Consider the following 19,601-nt stretch of genomic DNA (forward strand, 5'->3'; position numbering starts at 1 on the left):
CGGGTCGCGGTGTCATCGCCGCGCCCCGGTCATTCCCCGGGCAGCAGCACCGCCTCGACCCGGCGGTTCCTGATCCGCCCGTCCGCGTCGAGATTGGAGGCGACGGGCGCGAGGTAGCCCGCCCCGTCCGCCGAGATGCGGTCGGCGCCGAGGCCGTGCCGGTCGCGCAGGTAGGCGACGGCGGCGCCGGCGCGGTCGCGCGACAGGGCGCGGTTGGCCTCGAGCGACCCGGTCGCGTCGGTATGGCCCACGAACAGCACGCGTCGGTCGGGATTGGCGTAGAGGTAGTCTGCGATCGCGTCGAGCGACGCGACCTCCGCGTCCCCGAGGCTCGAATCCCCGCTCTCGAACTGCATGTCGGTGAGGATCGCGTGCCCCTCGGCCTCGAGCGTCGCCACCACGGCTGGCCCCGATCCCGTCATGCTGCCCGCGGTCGACGGCAGCCCCTGCGTCGCGGGGATGGGCAGGGCGGGCGCGGCATCATCGGGGTCGATCACCGGCACGGGAAAGGGGCTTTCGGGCGCGGGGCCGGGGATGGCACCGATCACCTGCACGAAACCGTCCGCCGCGCTGCGGCTCACCAGAACGCCCAGCACCGCCGCGCCGTCCGGCGCCTCGGCGGACAGGAAGTGGTAATCGGTCAGGTTCACGTACATGTCGGGCGCGGGCAGGACCTCGGTCTCGAAGCGGAAGTCGAAGCCGCCGCAGCCCTCGGACGCGCAGTCGAGCAGGATCGTCCAGCCGGCGGCGTCGAGCGCGTCACGGATGGGCGCCACGACTTGTCCGGGCGTCATCGTGCCCCCTGGAATCCGCCACGCCGCCCGCGACACCTGTCCGTCCACGCGCCGCGTCGGCAGACCCTGCGCGGCGGTCCACGCCCCGGTCGGCAGCCGGTAGCGCGCGCCCGCCTCGACTTCGGCCACGGTCCGGACGCCGCCCTCGGGCAGCGGCAGGTCGGGCAGGACCTGCGCCGCGGCGCCGGCGGCGGCCAGCCAGAGCGCCAGGGCGGCGCTAGCGCGCCTGCCCGTGATAATCGTCATTCGGGACCATGCCGGTCGCCGACGCGACCCGGTTCGTCATGTTGAAGAAGGCCGCGACATTGATGACGTCCCAGATGTCGCGCTCGGTGAAGCCCACGGCGCGCAGCGCCTCGCGGTCCGTCTCCTCGATCTCGGAAGAGGCCCGGGTCACGCGCTCGGCGAAGGCCAGCATCGCCCGGTGGCGCGGCGCAAGGTCCGCCACGCGCCAGTTCATCACCATCATCTCTCCAAGCTTCGGGTCGCCCGACAGCTGGCGCACCGCCGCGCCATGCGCCGTCAGGCAGTAGAAGCAGCGGTTCACGCTCGAGACCACGACCGCGATCATCTCGCGCTCGAGCTTCGAGAGGCCCGAATCCGCCAGCATCAGCTCGTTGTAGAGCCCGGTGAAGGCGTTGAGCTTGTCGATGTCGAAGGCATGCGCGCGCAGCACGTTCGGCACCATGCCGAGCTTCTCGTCGCAGATGTCGAAGTAGCGTCGCGTCTCGGGCGGCAGCGGGTCCACCTCCGGCAGGTCGAGGGCGGTCGGTCTGTCGTCGCTCACTCTGCGTCCTCCAGCGTCGTCCTGCGATAGTGATAGCGCCCCGCCGGTTCGAACCCAAGCGCGGCATAGAGGCCGTTCGCGCCGTCATTGGCCACCGTGCACAGAACGGCGATGTGCGTGGCTCCGTTCCGTTCCGCCCACTGCGCGGCCGCGATCATCATCCAGCGCCCGAGGCCCTGCCGCCGCTGCGCGGCCGCGATCTCGAGCGCGTGCACCATCGCCGTGCCGTCGTGGATCGCGCAGAAGCCGACGCCGCCGGGCTTGTCCCGGATCCGCCCGAACAGCGCCGTGCGCGGGCCCGCGACGCGCGCCATCACCGCCAGCCGCTCCGGGCCGACGCCGCCCGCGGCCCAGATCTCGCGCATGATCGCAAGCGGCTCCCACAGGTCGAAGACGGTGACCCGCGGCAGCGCCATGCCGGAAAAGCGGCCGACCGGCGCCACCCAGACGTTCACCGGATCGACGAGCGTGTAGCCGCGCGCGGCAAGGGCCGCGTCGAGCGCGTCCTCGCCCATCCGCACCATGAAGAGCGGCCGCTGTCCCAGGGCGCGCATGCCGTCCTCCGCGCCGGCGATGTCGTCTTCGGTCCAGCCCTCGCGCGCGGTCGCGGCCGAGACGCGCTGCCCGCCGCCCGCGCCTGCGCGCAGCACGAAGCCTTGCCGCGGCAGGCGCCGCGCGGGCGGCCACGTGGCCTCCGTCGCCGCGTAGAGCGCGGCGAGATCCGGCCTCATCCGATCGCGTCCGCGATCCGTGCTGCCGCGACGCCGATCCGGTCGGCGTCGGTGCCGCGGATCACGATGTTCGCGCCGTAGACGCCGTTCTCGCTGAAGGGGTAGGAGCCGAAGGAGAGGTCGGCGAACTCGCCCGCGATCTGGCGCAGCGGCCCGGCGATGTCGCCCTCGGCCTTCTCGACCCGGATCTGCTCGCTGAGGAGCGGCTTGCCGCCGTTGAGCGTCGGCAGGACCTCCGCGAGCATCGCGCGGAAGACCGACGGCACCCCCGCCATCACGTGCACGTTCTCGAGCGTGAAGCCGGGCGCCGCGGACACCGCGTTCACGATCAGCGTGGCGCCGTCGGGGATGCGTGCCATCCGGAGCCGCGCCTCGTTCATCTCGCGCCCGGTGACCGCGTAATGCGCCTCCATCAGCGCGCGGGCGTCCTCTCGCACGTCGATGGGCACGCCGAAGGCCCGCGCGATGCTGTCGGCGGTGATGTCGTCATGGGTCGGGCCGATCCCGCCCGAGGTCACCACCACGTCGTAGCGTGCCCGCAGCGCGTTGACCGCCTCGACGATCGCCGCCTCGTCGTCCGACACCACCCGCGCCTCGCGCAGGTCGATCCCCGCCGCGGTGAATTCCTGGGCGAGATGGGCGAGGTTCGCGTCGCGGGTCCGGCCCGAGAGGATCTCGTCCCCGATCACGAGCATGGCGGCGGTCGGATTGGGCATGGCTCCTCCTTTCGCGTGGGACAGGGGCGAGGTATAGGGCCGCCCCATGCGCTTTCAAACCCCTCTCGTGCCGGCCGTGCTGCTCCGGCGCTACAAACGGTTCCTTGCGGATGTCCGGCTCGAGGACGGGCGCGAGGTCACCGCGCACGTGGCCAACCCGGGCTCCATGCTGGGGCTCGCGGAGCCCGGCACGGCGGTCTGGCTCGAACCGAACGACGATCCGCGCCGCAAGCTCGGCTTCGCGTGGAAGCTTTCCGCGCTGCCCGACGGGCATTTCGTGGGCGTCGATACCGGCCTGCCAAACCGGCTGGTGCGCGCGGCGCTCGAGGCGGGCAGCGTCCCGGGCCTCGAGGCATACTGCACGGTGCTGCCCGAACGCCGCTACGGCGAACGGAGCCGCGTCGATTTCCTGTTGCAGCAGGAAGGCTTGAGGGACGCCTGGGTCGAGGTGAAGTCGGTCACGCTGTCGCGCAGCGCGGGTGTCGCTGAGTTCCCCGACAGCGTGACGGCGCGCGGGGCGCGCCATCTCGACGAACTCGCCGCGGTCGCGGCGCGCGGCGACCGCGCCGTCATGCTCTTCGTGGTGCAGCGCACCGACGCGCGGCAGGTGACGCTCGCCGCCGACATCGACCCGACCTACACGGAGAGGTTCCGCGCCGCCCGCGCGGCGGGCGTCGAAACGGTCGCGCTCGGGTGCCGCCTTTCGCCCGAGGGCGCGACGCTCGCCGATTCCCTGCCGTTCACGATCTCATGACGGCGTCAAGCTGCGTCGCAGCAATCCACTGGAAATACGCGACCATCCGCATTAGGACTCTGTCTCGACACAGCGAAGGACCGAAAGGTTGAACGAGGAACCGCGCGGCCGCCTGACGAGGGACGGCATACGAATTCACGAATCCGAGGACTTCGCCGGCATGCGCAGGGCCGGCGCCCTAGCCGCGCGCCTGCTCGACGAGGTGGCCGACCTCGTGATCCCGGGTCAGGCCACGGCCACCATCGACGACTTCATCCGGAACCGGATCGAGGAGGAAGGCGCGACCTCGGCGACCATCGGCTACAAGGGCTACCAGCACGCCTCGTGCATCAGCGTGAACCACGTGGTCTGCCATGGCATCCCCGGAGCCAAGACGCTCAAGGATGGCGACATCCTGAACATCGACATCACGGTGATCGTCGACGGCTGGTTCGGCGACACCTCACGGATGTACGTGGCGGGCAAGCTCAGCCGCAAGGCCGAGCGCCTGATCCAGGTCACGCATGACAGCCTGATGATCGGCATCGAGGCGGTGAAGCCCGGAAACACCTTCGGCGATATCGGCAACGCCATCCAGGCCTACGTGGAAAGCCAGCGCATGTCGGTCGTGCGCGACTTCTGCGGCCACGGGCTCGGCCGCGTGTTCCACGCGCCGCCGAACGTGCTGCATTACGGCCGCGCGGGCACCGGACCGGTGCTCGAGGAAGGCATGTTCTTCACCATCGAGCCGATGGTAAATCTCGGCCGCCCCGAGACCAAGGTGCTGGCCGACGACTGGACGGCGGTGACCCGGGACAAGTCGCTGTCGGCGCAGTTCGAGCATTCCGTGGGCGTCACGGCGGACGGTGCGGACATCTTCACCCTGTCCCCAGGGGGCCTTTTCCACCCGACCTATGGCTGAGGCGGGCGCACCGCGCGCGGTGATCTGGACCCTCTCGGCCTGCAATTTCGTCATCGGCATGGGCGCGTTCGTGGTGATCGGGTTCCTGCGCCCTGTCGCGGATGCCTTCGCGGTCTCGAGCGGCACCGCGGGCTGGCTGATGACCGTCTACGCGCTGTCCTATGCCGTCCTGTCGCCGGTCCTCGTGTCGCTTACGGGGGCCGTGGGCCGCAGGCGCGTGCTGGCGGCGGGACTCGCGATCTTCGCCCTCGGCATGGCGCTCTGCGCGCTGGCGCCCTCGCTTCCGGTCCTGATGGGCGCGCGGGCACTCGCCGCCGCAGGCGCGGGGATGTTCACGCCGGTCTCGGCGGCGGTCGCCGCGGCGCTGTCGCCGCCCGAGACGCGGGGCAGGGCGCTCGCCGCGGTGGTCTTCGGTCTGACGCTCGCGCAGGTCGCGGGCGTGCCGGCGGGCGGCTGGATCGCCTACACCTTCGGCTGGCGCGCGGCGTTCTGGGTCGTGCTGGCCGTGGCGCTCGCGGGCATCTGGCTCGTCTGGACGCGCGTCCCGCGCGGCCTGCGGTTCCGCCCGGTCGCCCTGTCGGACCTGGGCATCGTGCTGCGTGACGGGCTGGTCATGGGGGCCATCCTCTTCACCACGTCGTTTCTTGGCGCGATCTTCGTCCTCTACACCTTTGTCGGGCCGCTCCTGTCCGAGACGATGGGCTGGGGCCGCGACGGCGTGACGCTGGCGCTGGTCGTCTTCGGCGTGGGGGCGGTCATCGGCAATCTCGGCGGCGGCTGGATGGCCGACCGGCTGGGCGCGGTGCCGACGATGGTCACGCTCTGCATCGCGCAGATCGTGCTGATGCCGGCCTTCTCGGGCCTGCCCTATCCGCCCGCGCTGGTGCTGCTCCTCTGCTTCGTCTGGTCGCTAGTCGGCTGGTCGTTCATGGCGGGCCAACAGGTGCGGCTCCTGTCGCTTGCGCCGGAGGAGGCGAGCGTCGTCCTCGCGCTGAACGCCGCGGCGATCTACGTGGGCAGCGCCATCGGCTCGGCCGTGGGTGGCGCGGTGCTGTCCTCGGCCGGCACCGGCGCGCTCGGCGTCGCGGGCGGCATCGCGGCGTTCCTCGCTCTCGGACACATCCTCTGGTCGCACCGGGCGGCACGGCTCAGGAGCCTCGGTGCGGGCTGATACGCCCCGGCTGGCACAGGCGCGCCGTCACACCTATGTCATGGACAGGCACAGCCCCTTCCGATACCCGGTGACGTCATGGCCAAGGATCAGAGCGACAAGAACTACAAGGTGATCGCCGAGAACCGGCGGGCGCGTTTCGACTACGCGATCGAGGAGGACATCGAGTGCGGCATCGTGCTCATGGGCTCCGAGGTGAAGTCGCTGCGTCTGAACACCGCCAACATCGCCGAGAGCTATGCCGAGGTGAAGGACGGCGAGCTGTGGCTGGTGAACAGCTACATCGCGCCCTACGAGCAGGCGATGTTCGGGCACGAGGACCGCAGGCCGCGCAAGCTGCTGGCGTCCAAGCGCGAACTGAGCCGCATGTGGAACGAGACGAGCCGCAAGGGCATGACGCTCGTGCCGCTGGTCCTCTACTTCAACCACCGCGGCATCGCGAAGATCAAGATCGCCATCGCCAAGGGCAAGAAGACCGTGGACAAGCGCGAAACCGCGGCCAAGCGCGACTGGAACCGCCAGAAGCAGCGCCTGCTGAAGGAACACAGCTAGGCCGCCGGCCCCCGCGGAGGGAGGCCGGCGTCAGCGGGTCACTGCGTCGCGGAGCCCTCGAGGCCGGTGGGCTGGCCCACCACGACAAAGCGCAGGTTGTCCTCGTGCAGGAGCTCTCCCGCGACGCGCCGCACGTCCTCGAGCGTCACGGCCTCGACCTTGTCGTTTCGCGTGTTGACGTAGTCGGGGTCGAGCCCTTCCATCTGCATGCCGACGAGGATGTCCGCGATGGCGCCGTTGCCGTCGAACCGCAGCGGGTAGGCCCCGGTCAGGTAGGTCTTGGCCTGCGCGAGCTCGTCCTCGGTGACGCCTTCCTCGGCCATGCGGGTCCATTCGTCGCGGATGACGTCGATGGCCTCGGCGATGCGGTCGTTGGCGGACGACACCCGGCCCATCACGAGGTCGGCGTAGTCGCGGTTGGCGAGGTAGGAATAGACGCCGTAGGTCAGCCCGCGCTTCTCGCGGACCTCGTTCATCAGGCGCGCCTCGAACCCGCCGCCGCCGAGGATCTGGTTCATCACGAAGGCGGCGAAGAAGTCGGGATCGTGGCGGTCGATGCCTTCCTGGCCGAACACCGCGACCGATTGCGGCGTGTCGAAGGGCACCACCGTCACCCCGCCGTCGAGCGCGACCTCGGCCGGCCCGGGCAGGGCCGGGCCGGTTTCGGGCAGCCCCTCCAGCAGGTCGTCGATGAGCGCCGACAGCTCTTCGGCCGAGATATCGCCCGCGGCGCCGATGAACACGCGGTCGCGCACCATCGTCGCCTCGTGGGCGGCGACGATGTCGTCACGGGTCAGCGCGGCCACGCTTTCGAGCGTGCCGTCATGCGGCCGAGCGTAGGGATGGTCGCCGAAGGCCAGTTCCGAGGCGCGCCGGTCTGCGATGGCGTTGGGGTCCATCGCGTCGGACCGCAGCCCCGACATGACCTGCGCGCGGACCCGGTCGATGGCCTCCTGGTCGAAAGCCGGGTTCACGAGGCTCTCGCGCAGCAGCGCCACGGCCTCGTCGCGGTTCTCGGTCAGGAAGCGGGCCGAGACGGACACGGAATCTTGGCCCGAATCGTACCCGAAGGATGCGGCAAGGGCCTCCTCCGCGGCGGCGAAGCCGCGCGCGTCGTAGGACCCGGCGCCCTCCTCGAGGAGGCCGGTCATCAGGTTCACCGCGCCTTCCTTGCCGTCGGGGTCGAGCACGCTGCCGCCCTGGAAGCTGATCTCGAGCGACACGAAGGGGATCGAGGGATCCTCGACCAGCCAGGCCTGGTGGCCCGCCTCGGTCGTGACCTCCTGGATGTCGACCTCGGCCGCGGCAGGCACGGCCCAGGCGAGGCCCGCGATCAGGAATGCCAGCTCTTTCATTGGGTGATCTCCTCGCTCGGCGCCTCGGTGCCCTCGCTTGCGGCGGCGGGTTCGGCCTCGGCCTCGGCCGGCGCATCGCCGGCGGTGCCGGTCAGCCAGCCGGTCACGGACTTCGCCGGGTCGAACACGGCACGCGCGGCCTCGATGATGTCGTCCTCGGTGACGGCCTGCAGCACGTCCGGCCAGGCCTGCACGTCCTCGACGGTCAGGCCGGTCGCCAGTGCCGCGCCGTAGCGCCGCGCGAGCCCGTCCGAATTGTCGAGCTCGTAGATCTGCTGCGCCTTCAGCTGGAACTTGATCCGCTCGAGCTGCTCGGGATCGACGCCCTCCTCGACGAATTCGCGCAGCACGCGGTCGAGCGCGTCCTCCGCGGCGCGCAGGCTCACGCCCTCGGCCGGCACAACCACGAGGCCGAAGCTCGAATCGTCGACCGAGGTCGCGTTGTAGAAGGCGCTCGTGTAGACCGCCGCCTGGGATTCGAACTGCAGCTCGCGGCTCAGCACCGAGGTCTGCCCGCCGCCGAGGATCTCGGCCAGGATGACCAGCGCCGCGGCGCGTTCCTGCTCGCCCGGATCACGCTCGGGCGCGAGGTAGTTGCGCAGGACGTAGGGTTGCGCAACCCGCGGATCGCTGTAGGTCAGGCGGCGCGCGGCACGCTGCGGCGGCTCCTGCGGGCGGGCGCGGTCGGTCGCGTCGGGGTCGGAGGGGATCGCGCCGTAATGCTCCTGCGCCATCTCGCGCACGGCATCGGCCGTCACGTCGCCCGACACCACGAGGATCGCGTTGTTCGGTGCGTAATGCGTGTCGTAATAGGCCTGCGCCGCCTCGAGGTCGAGCGCCTCCATCTCGTGCTTCCAGCCGATGATCGGCGTGCCGTAGGGATGGTTGAGGTAGAGCGCGGCCTGCATCTGTTCCTGGAACAGCGCGCCGGGCTCGTTCTCGACGCGCTGGTTGCGCTCCTCGAGGATGACGTTGCGCTCGGTCTCGATGTCCTCGGGGCGCAGCCGCAGGTTCACCATGCGGTCGGCCTCCATCTCCATCATCGTGTCGAGCCGGTCCGCGGCCACGCGCTGGAAATAGGCGGTGTAGTCGAAGGACGTGAAGGCGTTGTCGGTGCCGCCATTCGCCGCGACGACGCGGCTGAACTCCCCGGGCTCCAGCGTTTCCGTGCCCTTGAAGAGCAGGTGCTCGAGGAAGTGCGCGACCCCGGAGGTGCCGCGTTCCTCGTCGGCCGAGCCGGCGCGATACCACACCATCTGGGTGACCACGGGGGCGCGGTGGTTCTCGATCACCACGACCTCCATCCCGTTGTCGAGCGTGAATGTCGTGACCTGGTCGTCGACGCTCTGGGCCGCGGCGGGCAGCGCGCACGCCCCCAAAGCGGCGATGGCGGTCGCCAGTCTCAGCATGTCAGGAAGCCTCCTCGGTCGTGCGATGCACATCACCTGTGCGCTGCCTGCGGGAGTTCAAGGAACCTGACAGAATTGTAAGGTCATTGAAGCCCGGGGGGCGGTGCCGACGGCGTGCGCAGGTTGGTTCCCGGCCGCCGGACGCCGTCCATCCAGGTATTGGGATCCAGCGACTGGTTCCGGTAGGCGCGGTTGTACTGGTCCTCGCGCACGAGCCGCCACGAGAAGATCGACTTGCGGCGGCGGAAATCGGCGTCCGCCTGCGCGAGGTCCTGGCGGATGGCCGCGTCGGTGCCGTTCCGACCGGCGGCGGCCACCAGCTGTGCCTCGCTCGCGGGGATGCCGGACGGCGCGAGCCGCGCGGGATCGCCGCCGAGGGCCGCCACCGCGTCCTCGAGCGGCGTCGCGTCGGCCCGGTTCGCCTGTCCGGGCGCGGGCGCCGGCAGTTCGGCGAACGTCGCCGGCTGCTCGAGCGGCTTGTTCGGCACGATGGCGAATTCCTCGGGCGTGCCGCGATAGGTGCGCAGGTCGCGCAGGCGCGTCTCGCCGTCGGCGTTGCGGCTGCCGCAGGCCGACAGCAGGAGCGCCGCTCCGAGGATCCCCGATGTCACGATGCGCGGCAACGTCATCCGCCGTCCCTCCGGTCTTTGGTCCGCTCTACCGCAAAGAGGCCGCGCCGTCACGTCCGCTTTTTCCGCGACTTGCGCGGGGTGTCGCCGGGGCCAGGAAAGAGGACGAGGCCGAGAGCCCCCGCGAAGATCGCGATGTCGGCGACGTTGAAGGCATAGGGATTGTCGATCCCGCAGCACGACATGTTGAGGAAATCCGCGACCGCCCCGTAGAGCAGGCGGTCGACCACGTTGCCGAGCGCGCCGCCGATCAGGAACCCGCCCGCGATGGCACCCCAGATCCCCGGCGGCTCGCGGCGCAGCCAGACGAGCACGAACAGCACGATGCCGATCGCCACCGCGATCAGCACCCACCGGGTGAGGTCCGTCTGCCCCGAGAAGAGGCCGAAATTGATCCCGTAGTTCCACGCCATGCGGAAGGTCAGGAAGGGCGGCGCGATCTCGATCACGCCCTTCGCGTCCAGCGCCATGACGTGCACGACGAGCCATTTCGTCAGCTGGTCCAGCACGAAGATCACGGCTGCGGTCAGCGCGACGACGCGCATGGCGCTGTCCTGGCGGCGGGCGGAGCGGCGGGTCGACATCAGCGCGGGGTCCTTCTGGTCAGTGCCGGAAGTGGCGCATGCCGGTGAAGACCATGGCGAGCCCGGCCTCGTCCGCGGCGGCGATCACCTCGGCGTCGCGCATGGCGCCGCCGGGCTGGATGACGGCCGTCGCGCCCGCCTCCGCCGCGGCCAGAAGACCGTCGGGGAAGGGAAAGAACGCGTCGGAGGCCACCACCGACCCCTTGGTCAGCGGGCCCGGCAGGTGCAGCGCCTCGGCCATGTCCTCGGACTTGCGGGCGGCGATGCGGGTGCTGTCGACCCGGCTCATCTGGCCCGCGCCCACGCCCACGGTCGCGCCGTCGCGCACGTAGACGATTGCGTTCGACTTCACGTGCTTGGCCACGGTCCACGCCATGCGCAGGTCCGCCATCTCGCGCTCGGACGGCGCACGCTTGGTCACGACGCGCAGCTCGGACGGCACGCCCGTGTCGCGGTCCTGCACGAGGAAGCCGCCGGCCACCTGCCGCACGGCCAGTGCCGCGGTGCGCGGGTCGGCGAGCCCCGCGGTCAGCAGAAGCCGCAGGTTCTTCTTGGCGGCGAAGATCTCGCGCGCGGCCTCGTCGGCGCCGGGTGCGATCACCACCTCGGTGAAGATCTCGGTGATCGCGCGCGCCGTGTCCGCGTCAAGCGGCCGGTTCAGCGCGACGATGCCGCCGAAGGCCGAGGTCCGGTCGCAATCGAAGGCGCGGGCATAGGCCTCGGCCAGCGACGGGCCGGTCGCGACGCCGCAGGGATTGGCATGCTTGATGATCGCGCAGGCGGCTGTGTCGGGCGCGAATTCCGACACGAGCTCGAAGGCGGCATCGGTGTCGTTGATGTTGTTGTAGCTCAGCTCCTTGCCCTGGAGCTGCGTCGCGGCGGCGATGCCCGGGCGCGCGGTGCCGTCCACGTAGAAGGCCGCGGACTGGTGCGGGTTCTCGCCGTAGCGCAGCGTCTGCGCGAGCGTGCCGGCGAAGACGCGCCGCCGCGGGGCGGCCTCGCCGAGCGCGCCCGCCATCCACGAGGATACCGCCGCGTCGTAGGCGCCGGTCCGGGCATAGGCGGTCAGGGCCAGCCGCTGGCGGAAGGCATGGCTCGTCTGCCCGTCATTCGCGTCGAGCTCCGCCAGCAGGGCGTCGTAGTCCTCCACGTCTGTCACGACGCTGACGAAGCGGTGGTTCTTGGCCGCGGCGCGGATCATCGCGGGGCCGCCGATGTCGATGTTCTCGATCGCGGTGTCGTAGTCGGCGCCGCCCGCGACCGCGGATTCGAACGGGTAGAGGTTGACCACGAGGAGGTCGATCGGCCCGATGCCGTGCTCCTCCATCGCGGCGCGGTGCGCGGCATCGTCGCGCAACGCCAGAAGGCCCCCGTGCACTTTCGGGTGCAGCGTCTTGACCCGTCCGTCCATCATCTCGGGGAACTGCGTGACCTCGGACACGTCGGTGACGTCGAGGCCCGCCTGCCGGAGCGTGCGGGCGGTGCCGCCGGTGGACAGGAGCGCCACGCCCCGCGCCGCAAGCGCGCGGGCAAGCTCCACGAGCCCGGTCTTGTCGGACACCGAAAGGAGCGCGCGGGTGAGGGGGGCGAGGTCGGTCATGGGGCAGGGGCCTTCCGGATCAGGACTCTTCTTCGGCGTCCGCGTGCACCTCGCCGACGTCGCGAAGGGCGATCGCGGTCTCCCGCGCCTTGGCGATGCTCCAGCGGACGCGGGTCGCATACTGCATCGCCCTGCCGGATAAAACGACCTGTTTCGACGCGCGGGGCCTGAGACGCCCCTTTTCAAGGTAGACCGACGCCTCGAGGTCGAGGATCGCCTTGTGGTCGTGGCGCAGCACCCAGACCTCGCCCGAGGGCAGGGCCAGCGACACGGCGCCCCCGGCCATGTCGAGTTCCGCGTCGACCTCGGGGTGCAGGTGGAACCGGATCTGGAAGGGGATGCCGTCCCGACCGGCCGCGAGCCGCGTGCCGAAGCGGCGCTTGTCGGCATCGGTCAGCGCGACCAGCATGTCCTCGCCGACCAGTCCGCGCCCGTCCCGCGTCAGCTCCATCTGCCGCGCATGGGTGAGCCCGTGATAGGCGGCGTAGCCGTCGTGGCCGGCCTCGATCCGCTGCCCGGTCTCGGTCGCGCGCAGCTCGACCGGCACGCGGGTCGGTCCATCCTCGAGCGTCTCGCGCAGCGCGGCGCCCACATGGCCGGGCCCGCCCAGCCGGGCGCTCGAATAGCCGTCGAGGCAGAGCGCGCTGTGGGAGGGCGTCGCGCGCCCCGCGCGCCGCCAGTCGCTGCCGAAGACCGCGCCGGCGCCGCAACTGACGATCAGCGGCCGGCGCCCCGAGGTCAACTCGAACGCGAGAGTCGAGGCATGCGCGTTGAGCGACGCCGCACCCGCCGGCGGCGCCGCGGCGTCGACGATGACGCTGGTTCGGCCGCCCGAGAGCCGTGCGAAGCCCATGGCGAGGCCCGAGGCCGGGCGGGGTTTCACCCCGGACGTGGCGAGCGCCATGTCGAGCCAGCCCTCCGCCCCGCGCCCGCCGCCGTGGAAGCGGGCGAGGCCGCCATCGGAATGGCGCAGCGCCCGCAGCGTCGGCGCGATCCGCCGCAGGGCCGCCCGGTGGGCCGCGCCGGCCGCCTGTCCCGCCTCGTCGAGCGCGTGCGCCACCCAGGCGAGCAGCGTGAAGATCTCGAGCAGTTCCTCGGGATTGCGGGTCGGGATGCCGCCACCCTCGTCGATCTGCCGTCCGCATTCCGCCTCGAGCCCCTTCAGCGCGGGGGGCAGGTGCGGCTCCATCCCCTCGAGCGACAGGGCTGCGTAGACGAGGCCCGCGAGTGCCTCGAAACGCGGCAATCCCGGCCGCGTCGAGGGCCATCGCCGCGCGAGGAACAGCGTCTGTGCGCCCATCGCGCGGTGGAACGCACGGCTCCGCTTGCAATCCTGCCCGTGCAGCAGGAAGATCGTGTGGTGCGTCATGCGCAGGATCCGCCGTCCCGCGAGATCGGGCAGCCAACCGGCACCCCGCCCGTCGCCGAAGCGGTCGATCCAGCCCCAGACCCAGGCCTGCGCGGTCGCCCGTGCCACGGGGTCGCTCGCGGCGGCGAGATCGTCGAGCCAGCCGAAGCCGTGCAGTTCCTCCTCGAAGGCCGCGTCGGGCGGGGAGACGTCCCATATGGGAACGCCGGGCGCTTCCACGAGGTGGCCCGCGAACAGCAGGTTTCCCGCGCAGAGTTGCCGGCCGCGCGCCAGCGACCCGACCGCGCGGGGCTCCGGACTGTACCGGAACGCGGTCGCCGGCCGGGCGCGCACGGCCCGCCATGCGTGGTATCTGTTCGCATACCGCGTCGCCGCGGCCTGCCAGCGGTCCCGTCTGGACATGCCCGTCGCGTCCTGCCCTGCCACCGCGCATCTTCCGGCGCGTGTTCGGGTGGAAGGATACCGCCCGGGGCCGCCGAAGTCACCTCGGAATGCCCGGCAGGCCCTGCGTTAGTGCAGCGTGCCGGGCCGCGCGAACAGCCGCGCGCGGCATTCCGCGCAGAGAAGCGGCAAGCCGACCCGCGAGGCCGCGTGCACGAGCGGCAGCAGCGCCTCGGGCCGCACGAGGAACAGCGCGAGCTCCAGCGCCTCCTCCCGTGCACCCTCGGCGGCGGCGGTCACGAGCCGGCAAAGGTCGTCCTCGTCCCGCGTCAGCCGCGGCGCGTCGGGCGGGTTGATGGTGGGCGCGCGCCAGCCCCGCACCGCGAGGTGCTCGGCCACGTCCTGGAACGCGGACAGGCAGGATCCGGCGCGCGCCGCGCCCATCTCGTCCGACATCCGGGACCAGAGCGCCGCGCGGCCGCCCTCGCCGGTCTGCCACAGGCGCAGGATGGCGACGAAGCGCTGCTCGGCACCGCAGAGCGATGCAACCTCGCGAGGCGGGACGGGGCCGGTGTCGGGGATCATGCGGGTCTGCTCCATGCCTTCCCGAATACCTGATTAAAACAATCAGACATGTCAAGCGCGCCGCCATGGGCGCCCTTGCGGCATGATCGACTATTCCGAAAGCCGCGTGCGTGGAGTAGCTAGAAATCATGGACGTGATCGTGGTTACCGGCATCGTTGCCGGGCTTTTCCTGTTGATCGGCTTGGCCGAACCGCTCGCCGCGCGGCTGAGGCTGCCGTATTCGGTCATGCTCGCCGGGGTGGGGATCATCCTCGGCGCCGGCGCGAGCTTCTTCCTGCGGACCGAGATCACGGACGCGCTCAATCCGCTCGCCGAGGCGATCCTGAACTTCCCGATCCGCTCGAACGTCTTCCTCTATGTCTTCCTGCCCACGCTGATCTTCCAGGTGACGCTCGGCATGAACCTCAGGCGCATGGCCGACGACTGGGTGCCGATCCTCGTCCTCGCGGTGGTCGCGGTGATCTTCTCGACGCTCGTCGTGGGTTACGCGCTGTCGTGGGTGTCGGGCGTGTCGCTCGCGGCCTGCCTGCTCGTGGGCGCCATCGTGTCGACCACCGACCCCTCGGCGGTGGTGTCGATCTTCCGCTCGCTTGCGACGCCGCGGCGGCTCGCGCGGATCGTCGAGGGCGAGAGCCTGATGAACGACGCGGCCGCGATCGCGCTCTTCGGCCTGCTCATGGGCTTCGTCATGCGCGGCGTGCCCGACCCGGCCCTGGGCCAGGCGTTCCGGCAGTTCCCGCTGCTGATCCTCGGGGGCGCGGGGGTGGGCGTCCTTCTGGCGCAGCTGTCGGTCATGGTGATGACGCTCTTCCGCCGCCACGACCTGGCGCAGATGTCGGTGTCGGTGGCGCTGCCCTACCTGTCCTACATCGCCGCCGAACAGGTGCTGGGCGCCTCCGGCGTGATCGCTGTGGTCGCCGCGGGCCTGACCATGAACGCGAACGCCCCGGGATCGCTCGCTCCCGCCACCTGGACCAAGATGCGCGAGGTCTGGGACCTTCTGGCGCACTGGGCCGGCGCGCTGATCTTCGTGCTCGCGGCGCTGCTCATCCCGCGGCTTCTCGAGGATATCGGCTGGGGAGACATCGGGCTGATCGGCGTGGTCGTGGTCTCGGCGCTCGCCGCACGGGCCGGCATCCTCTTCGTGTTGCTGCCCGCGCTGTCGCTGGTGCGGCTCTCGCCGCCGGTCGAGCCGCGATACCGGGCGGCGATCCTCTGGGGCGGGCTGCGCGGCGCCGTCACGCTGGCGCTGGCGCTCGCCGTCACCGAAAGCCTGCGCGTGCCGCCCGAGACGCGGCGCATGATCGGCATCCTCGCCACCGGCTTCACGCTGTTCACGCTGGTGGTGCAGGGCACGTCGCTGCGCACCGTCATCTCGTGGCTGGGTCTCGACAAGCTCTCGCCCATCGATTCGGCGCTGTCCAAGCAGGTCATCGCCGTCGCGCTGCAGAGCGTGCGCGAGGACGTGGCCCAGACCACCGAGGAATACGGCCTCTCGCATGACATCGTCCGGTCCGAGGCCAAGCGGTTCGGCGAGCGGCTGGAAGGGGCCGTCAAGGCGGCCGAGACCAGCGCCGAGATCCTCGACCGCGACCGCATCACGCTGGGACTGATCGCGCTCGCCGGCGCCGAGCGCGACATCCTCATCGAGCGCTTCCGCGAGAACGCCGTCTCGCCGCGGCTGACCGACCGCATCCTGTCGGATTCGGACCGCCTGATCGAGGCGGCGCGCCAGTCGGGGCGGGTCGGCTACCGGCGGGCCGCGCGGCAGTCGATCGGCATCGACCGCTCGTTCCGGCTGGCGGTCCGGCTCTACAACCGGCTCAAGATTTCCTATCCGCTGGCGCGGCTGACCGCGGACAGGTTCGAGATCCTCCTGCTCGAGGGGCTCGTGCTGCGCGATCTCGACCGGTTCATCGACAGCCGCATCCGGCGCATCCACGGCCGGCGCGTGGCCGAAATCCTGCACGAGCTGCTCGACAAGCGGGCCGAGATGGTGTCGCAGGCGCTGGACGGCCTGCGGCTGCAATATCCGGGATACGCGGAGGAACTCGAGCGGCGCTTCATCCGGCGCACCGCGCTTCGGCTCGAGCGGCGCGAATACGACCAGCTGCGCGAGGAGGGCCTGATCGGGATCGAGCTGCATACCGACCTTCTGCAGATGCTCGACCGCCGCTTCCAGGAACAGAACAGCCGGCCGAAGCTCGACATCGCGCTGCAGAAGGCCGAGGTGGCAAAGCAGTTCCCGCTGTTCTCCGAACTCGACGACGCGGCGCTGCGGCGGCTGTCGCGGGCGCTGGTCACCCGCTACGTGGACGAGGGCGAGCTGATCCTCGACCGCTCGGGATCGCGCAACACCGTCTACTTCATCGCCTCGGGCGCGGTCGAGATGCGGGCGGCGGGGCAATCCTGGCGGCTTGGGCGCGGCGAGCTCTTCGGCCAGCTGGCGCTCCTGACCCGCACGGTCCGCCGCGCCGAGGTCCGCGCCATCGCGCCCTCGACGCTCCTCGCGCTCGACGAGGAGCGGTTCCGGCGGCTTCTGCGCCGCTCGAAGGCGGTGCAGCGGGCTGTGCGCGAAAGCGCGGAGCGGCGCGGCATCACGCTGCCCGACCTCGACGCGATGGGCGACTGAGCGCGCCTCGCCGTCAGAGCGACGCCTCGACGCGGAACGGCTCCGGGATCGCGTCGCGCCCCTCGAGGAGAAGCGCCGTCATCACCTCGGCCACCTTCGGCGCCATGCCGAAGCCGATCTTGAAGCCGCCATTCGCCACGAAGTGGCCAGGCCGGCCGGGCCATGGCCCGAGCATGGGCGCACGGCTGCGCGCGCGCGGCCGCACCCCGGCCCAGCGGCGCACGATGCGCGCGCCCGCGAGCACCGGCAGGACCAGCGCGGCGCGTTCGGCGAGCGCGTCGCACCGCGCGTCGGTCCCGGTCTCGTGGTCGAAGTCGCGTTCGGTGGTCGAGCCGACGGCCACGGTGCCGTCGTCGTGCGGGACCACGTGCAGCCCGTCCGCGAAGATCTGCGGCGCATGCGCGCCCGCCTCGTGGTGGAGAAGCAGAGCCTGGCCCTTGACCCCGGTCCCCGCCGGGCGGCCGGTCGCCCCGGACACATCGAGCAGTCCGCGCCAGCCCGTGGCCCAGACGACGGCGCCCGCGTCCGCGGCCTCCCGCACCACCGGCACGCCCCGCACCGCGAGCGCCGCGGCCAGAGCGGCGCAGGCGCGGGCGGGATGGATGCGCGCGGACAGCGTGTCCTCGACCAGCCAGCCCGAAGAGCTGATCGGGGCCCACGGGCCGGCATCGCGGGCCGCGATCACCCGCCACTCCGCCGCCGTTCCCCAATGCTCGGCCGCGCCGACGCGGCGCGCGTGCGCGCGCTCGAGCGCCGCGTCGTCCTCGACCGGCTGCAGGCGGCCCGTCCGCCCGTAGCCCGACCCGACGCCGCCGGTGTCCTCGACCGTGCGCCAGAACGCCTCGGCCATCAGGAGCGAATCGCGCTGGAACGCCTTCTTGGCGTTCCACGTCTCGGGAACGTGCGGGGCCAGCGCGCCGACGACGCCGCCCGACGCGCCGCCGCCCGGGCCACGCGGATCGACCACGCGCAGCCGCGCGCCCGCCTGCAGGCAGGCCCACGCCACCGACAGGCCGAAAATGCCCGCGCCGCGCACGGTGATGTCGATGCTTGCCATTCTCCCGGGCCTTCGCCAGTTTCGCCTCCGGATCCACCTAAGGCCACGGATGATGGACGACCAGAGCGGTCTCGACTGGCGGGAGGGCGGCGTGCCGGTGTCGCGCCGCTTCGACGATCCCTACTACTCGCTCGAGAACGGGCTGGCCGAGACGCGGCACGTCTTTCTTGCGGGCAACGACCTGCCCGGACGGTTCCGCGACGGCTTCCACGTGGCCGAACTGGGCTTCGGTACCGGGCTGAACCTGCTCGCCGCGCTCGATGCCTGGCGCCGGGCGGGAGTGCCGGGGCGGCTCCGCTTCACCACGTTCGAGGCGTTCCCGCTGCCCCCTGCCGACATGGTGCGCGCCCATGCATCCTTTCCGGAACTCGCCGCGGTCGCGGCCGACCTCGCGCCGCACTGGGGCCGGGAGCGCGTCGAACTGCCCGATCTCGACTTCACCCTCGTGCCCGGCGATGCCCGCGCGACCCTGCCCGCCTGGACGGGTGCCGCCGATGCCTGGTTCCTCGACGGCTTCTCGCCGGCGAAGAACCCCGAGCTCTGGGATGCGGACCTGATGGCCGAGGTGGCGCGGCACACGGTCCCGGGCGGCACGATCGCCACCTATTCCGCCGCCGGGCACGTGCGGCGCTCGCTCGCGGCGACGGGCCTTGTGGCGTCGCGCGTGCCGGGATACGGCCGCAAGCGTCACATGACCGTCGCCCGGAAATCCCCATGACCCGCAACGACACGCGCCTCGGCATCTGGCTGATGGTGGCCACAACGTTCGTTTTCGCCGCGCAGGACGGCCTGTCGCGCCACCTGGCCGAGACGTACAACGTCTGGATGGTGGTGATGATCCGCTACTGGTTCTTCGCGGCCTTCGTCATCGCCATCGCGCGCCGGCAGGCGGGCAGCATCCGGGCCGCCGCGGCGACAGAGCAGCCGTTCCTGCAGGCGTTCCGCGGCGCGCTGCTGGCGCTCGAGATCATGGTGATGGTGCTGGGCTTCGTGTTCCTCGGCCTGGTCGAGAGCCACGCGGTCTTTGCCTGCTACCCGCTGCTAATCGGGGCGCTGTCGGGCCCCGTCCTCGGCGAGCGCATGGGCTGGCGGCGCTGGACGGCGACCGCGGTGGGCTTCCTGGGCGTGCTGATCGTGCTCCGGCCCTCGGGCGGCGTCTTCTCGCCCTATGCGGCGATCCCGCTCCTCGCGGCGTTCATGTTCGCGCTCTACGGGCTGCTCAACCGCTACGTCGCCCGTCGCGACACCGCCGCCACGTCGTTCTTCTGGACCGGCACTGTCGGCGCGGTGGTGTCGACCGCAATCGGGATCTGGTTCTGGGAGCCGATGAGCGGCCCCGACTGGGCGCTGATGGCGACGCTCTGCGTGACCGGGGCCAGCGGGCACTGGCTGCTCATCAAGGTCTACGAGGTGGCCGAGGCGGGCGCGGTCCAGCCCTTCGCCTACCTCCAGCTGGTCTTCGCGTCCGCCCTGGGGCTCGTGGTGTTCGGAGAGACGCTGCGCCCCAACGTCGTGATCGGCGCGGCCATCATCGTCGCGGCCGGCCTCTTCACCTTCTGGCGCGAGCGGCGGACCGCGCGGCGGCCCGCCTGA

General features: G+C 71.3%; 19 protein-coding genes. 7 read left to right on the top strand and 12 right to left on the bottom strand.

All coding sequences use genetic code 11. From position 1 onward, the window contains the following. Positions 1-29: 29 nt before the first annotated feature. From RISW2_RS02370 to RISW2_RS02385, 4 genes are read right to left on the bottom strand one after another with little or no spacing between them, the layout of a single operon-like run. Positions 30-1,040, bottom strand: coding sequence for an OmpA family protein (locus tag RISW2_RS02370; protein WP_043766103.1), 1,011 nt, complete (start codon positions 1,038-1,040; stop codon positions 30-32). Further along, positions 1,012-1,581 (bottom strand): peroxidase-related enzyme, encoded by a 570-nt coding sequence (locus RISW2_RS02375; protein ID WP_043766106.1) that lies wholly within the window; start codon positions 1,579-1,581, stop codon positions 1,012-1,014. The genes RISW2_RS02370 and RISW2_RS02375 overlap by 29 nt, the downstream gene beginning before the upstream one ends. Continuing rightward, positions 1,578-2,312, bottom strand: a complete 735-nt coding sequence (locus RISW2_RS02380; RefSeq protein WP_043766108.1) for a GNAT family N-acetyltransferase — start codon at positions 2,310-2,312, stop codon at positions 1,578-1,580. Before RISW2_RS02380 ends, RISW2_RS02375 begins: the two co-directional genes overlap by 4 nt. Further along, positions 2,309-3,028: a competence/damage-inducible protein A gene (locus tag RISW2_RS02385; protein WP_043766110.1), complete on the bottom strand. Its 720-nt coding sequence runs from the start codon at positions 3,026-3,028 to the stop codon at positions 2,309-2,311. The genes RISW2_RS02380 and RISW2_RS02385 overlap by 4 nt, the downstream gene beginning before the upstream one ends. Before the next feature lie 46 nt (positions 3,029-3,074). Here RISW2_RS02385 and sfsA point away from each other — a divergent pair, with 46 nt between their 5' ends. From sfsA to smpB, 4 genes are all read left to right on the top strand, one after another. Then, positions 3,075-3,782, top strand: a complete 708-nt coding sequence (gene sfsA / locus RISW2_RS02390; protein ID WP_043766112.1) for a DNA/RNA nuclease SfsA — start codon at positions 3,075-3,077, stop codon at positions 3,780-3,782. Positions 3,783-3,870: 88 nt separating this feature from the next. Then, positions 3,871-4,683 (top strand): type I methionyl aminopeptidase, encoded by an 813-nt coding sequence (gene map, locus RISW2_RS02395; RefSeq protein ID WP_043766115.1) that lies wholly within the window; start codon positions 3,871-3,873, stop codon positions 4,681-4,683. A 19-nt stretch (positions 4,684-4,702) separates the two neighbouring features. Beyond that, complete coding sequence (locus RISW2_RS02400) at positions 4,703-5,854, top strand: MFS transporter (protein WP_162164308.1); 1,152 nt, start codon at positions 4,703-4,705, stop codon at positions 5,852-5,854. A 78-nt stretch (positions 5,855-5,932) separates the two neighbouring features. Continuing rightward, on the top strand, positions 5,933-6,406 hold the full coding sequence (smpB, locus tag RISW2_RS02405) for an SsrA-binding protein SmpB (RefSeq protein WP_043766118.1): 474 nt from the start codon (positions 5,933-5,935) through the stop codon (positions 6,404-6,406). A 38-nt stretch (positions 6,407-6,444) separates the two neighbouring features. On the opposite strand, the gene RISW2_RS02410 is transcribed toward smpB, so the two are convergent. From RISW2_RS02410 to RISW2_RS02440, 7 genes are all read right to left on the bottom strand, one after another. Then, the gene (locus tag RISW2_RS02410) at positions 6,445-7,761 is read right to left on the bottom strand and encodes a M16 family metallopeptidase (RefSeq protein WP_043766120.1); all 1,317 of its coding nucleotides are present in this window, start codon (positions 7,759-7,761) and stop codon (positions 6,445-6,447) included. Further along, positions 7,758-9,170, bottom strand: a complete 1,413-nt coding sequence (locus tag RISW2_RS02415) for a M16 family metallopeptidase (RefSeq protein ID WP_043766122.1) — start codon at positions 9,168-9,170, stop codon at positions 7,758-7,760. The genes RISW2_RS02410 and RISW2_RS02415 overlap by 4 nt, the downstream gene beginning before the upstream one ends. Before the next feature lie 83 nt (positions 9,171-9,253). Next, the gene (locus tag RISW2_RS02420) at positions 9,254-9,799 is read right to left on the bottom strand and encodes a DUF3035 domain-containing protein (RefSeq protein ID WP_051491756.1); all 546 of its coding nucleotides are present in this window, start codon (positions 9,797-9,799) and stop codon (positions 9,254-9,256) included. Positions 9,800-9,849: 50 nt separating this feature from the next. Further along, positions 9,850-10,344 (bottom strand): signal peptidase II, encoded by a 495-nt coding sequence (gene lspA / locus RISW2_RS02425; protein ID WP_043766479.1) that lies wholly within the window; start codon positions 10,342-10,344, stop codon positions 9,850-9,852. Between the two features lie 58 nt (positions 10,345-10,402). Beyond that, positions 10,403-11,983, bottom strand: coding sequence for a bifunctional phosphoribosylaminoimidazolecarboxamide formyltransferase/IMP cyclohydrolase (purH, locus tag RISW2_RS02430; RefSeq protein ID WP_043766124.1), 1,581 nt, complete (start codon positions 11,981-11,983; stop codon positions 10,403-10,405). Between the two features lie 19 nt (positions 11,984-12,002). Then, positions 12,003-13,754 (bottom strand): heparinase II/III family protein, encoded by a 1,752-nt coding sequence (locus RISW2_RS02435; protein ID WP_043766127.1) that lies wholly within the window; start codon positions 13,752-13,754, stop codon positions 12,003-12,005. Between the two features lie 108 nt (positions 13,755-13,862). Beyond that, complete coding sequence (locus RISW2_RS02440) at positions 13,863-14,333, bottom strand: hypothetical protein (protein ID WP_051491757.1); 471 nt, start codon at positions 14,331-14,333, stop codon at positions 13,863-13,865. Between the two features lie 113 nt (positions 14,334-14,446). On the opposite strand from RISW2_RS02440, the gene RISW2_RS02445 reads away from it, so the two are divergent. After that, positions 14,447-16,951: a cation:proton antiporter gene (locus RISW2_RS02445; RefSeq protein WP_043766130.1), complete on the top strand. Its 2,505-nt coding sequence runs from the start codon at positions 14,447-14,449 to the stop codon at positions 16,949-16,951. 13 nt (positions 16,952-16,964) lie between these two features. Here RISW2_RS02445 and RISW2_RS02450 read toward each other — a convergent pair whose 3' ends face one another. After that, on the bottom strand, positions 16,965-18,008 hold the full coding sequence (locus RISW2_RS02450; protein WP_043766132.1) for an NAD(P)/FAD-dependent oxidoreductase: 1,044 nt from the start codon (positions 18,006-18,008) through the stop codon (positions 16,965-16,967). Between the two features lie 49 nt (positions 18,009-18,057). Between RISW2_RS02450 and mnmC2 the strand changes: the two genes are divergently transcribed. Beyond that, the gene (mnmC2, locus tag RISW2_RS02455) at positions 18,058-18,726 is read left to right on the top strand and encodes a tRNA (5-methylaminomethyl-2-thiouridine)(34)-methyltransferase MnmC2 (RefSeq protein WP_043766133.1); all 669 of its coding nucleotides are present in this window, start codon (positions 18,058-18,060) and stop codon (positions 18,724-18,726) included. Further along, the gene (locus RISW2_RS02460) at positions 18,723-19,601 is read left to right on the top strand and encodes a DMT family transporter (RefSeq protein ID WP_043766136.1); all 879 of its coding nucleotides are present in this window, start codon (positions 18,723-18,725) and stop codon (positions 19,599-19,601) included. The genes mnmC2 and RISW2_RS02460 overlap by 4 nt, the downstream gene beginning before the upstream one ends.

This window comes from Roseivivax isoporae LMG 25204 (assembly GCF_000521865.1).
Taxonomy (GTDB): domain Bacteria; phylum Pseudomonadota; class Alphaproteobacteria; order Rhodobacterales; family Rhodobacteraceae; genus Roseivivax; species Roseivivax isoporae.

Bases quoted from the DNA above. Each gene is read 5' to 3' on its own strand.
- RISW2_RS02385 (WP_043766110.1), bottom strand. From the start codon at position 3,028: ATGCCCAATCCGACCGCCGCCATGCTCGTGATCGGGGACGAGATCCTC.
- RISW2_RS02440 (WP_051491757.1), bottom strand. From the start codon at position 14,333: ATGGAGCAGACCCGCATGATCCCCGACACCGGCCCCGTCCCGCCTCGC.
- RISW2_RS02380 (WP_043766108.1), bottom strand. From the start codon at position 2,312: ATGAGGCCGGATCTCGCCGCGCTCTACGCGGCGACGGAGGCCACGTGG.
- purH (WP_043766124.1), bottom strand. From the start codon at position 11,983: ATGACCGACCTCGCCCCCCTCACCCGCGCGCTCCTTTCGGTGTCCGAC.
- RISW2_RS02445 (WP_043766130.1), top strand. From the start codon at position 14,447: ATGGACGTGATCGTGGTTACCGGCATCGTTGCCGGGCTTTTCCTGTTG.
- lspA (WP_043766479.1), bottom strand. From the start codon at position 10,344: ATGCGCGTCGTCGCGCTGACCGCAGCCGTGATCTTCGTGCTGGACCAG.
- RISW2_RS02415 (WP_043766122.1), bottom strand. From the start codon at position 9,170: ATGCTGAGACTGGCGACCGCCATCGCCGCTTTGGGGGCGTGCGCGCTG.
- mnmC2 (WP_043766133.1), top strand. From the start codon at position 18,058: ATGATGGACGACCAGAGCGGTCTCGACTGGCGGGAGGGCGGCGTGCCG.
- RISW2_RS02450 (WP_043766132.1), bottom strand. From the start codon at position 18,008: ATGGCAAGCATCGACATCACCGTGCGCGGCGCGGGCATTTTCGGCCTG.
- smpB (WP_043766118.1), top strand. From the start codon at position 5,933: ATGGCCAAGGATCAGAGCGACAAGAACTACAAGGTGATCGCCGAGAAC.
- RISW2_RS02420 (WP_051491756.1), bottom strand. From the start codon at position 9,799: ATGACGTTGCCGCGCATCGTGACATCGGGGATCCTCGGAGCGGCGCTC.
- RISW2_RS02370 (WP_043766103.1), bottom strand. From the start codon at position 1,040: ATGACGATTATCACGGGCAGGCGCGCTAGCGCCGCCCTGGCGCTCTGG.
- RISW2_RS02460 (WP_043766136.1), top strand. From the start codon at position 18,723: ATGACCCGCAACGACACGCGCCTCGGCATCTGGCTGATGGTGGCCACA.
- sfsA (WP_043766112.1), top strand. From the start codon at position 3,075: ATGCGCTTTCAAACCCCTCTCGTGCCGGCCGTGCTGCTCCGGCGCTAC.
- RISW2_RS02435 (WP_043766127.1), bottom strand. From the start codon at position 13,754: ATGTCCAGACGGGACCGCTGGCAGGCCGCGGCGACGCGGTATGCGAAC.
- RISW2_RS02410 (WP_043766120.1), bottom strand. From the start codon at position 7,761: ATGAAAGAGCTGGCATTCCTGATCGCGGGCCTCGCCTGGGCCGTGCCT.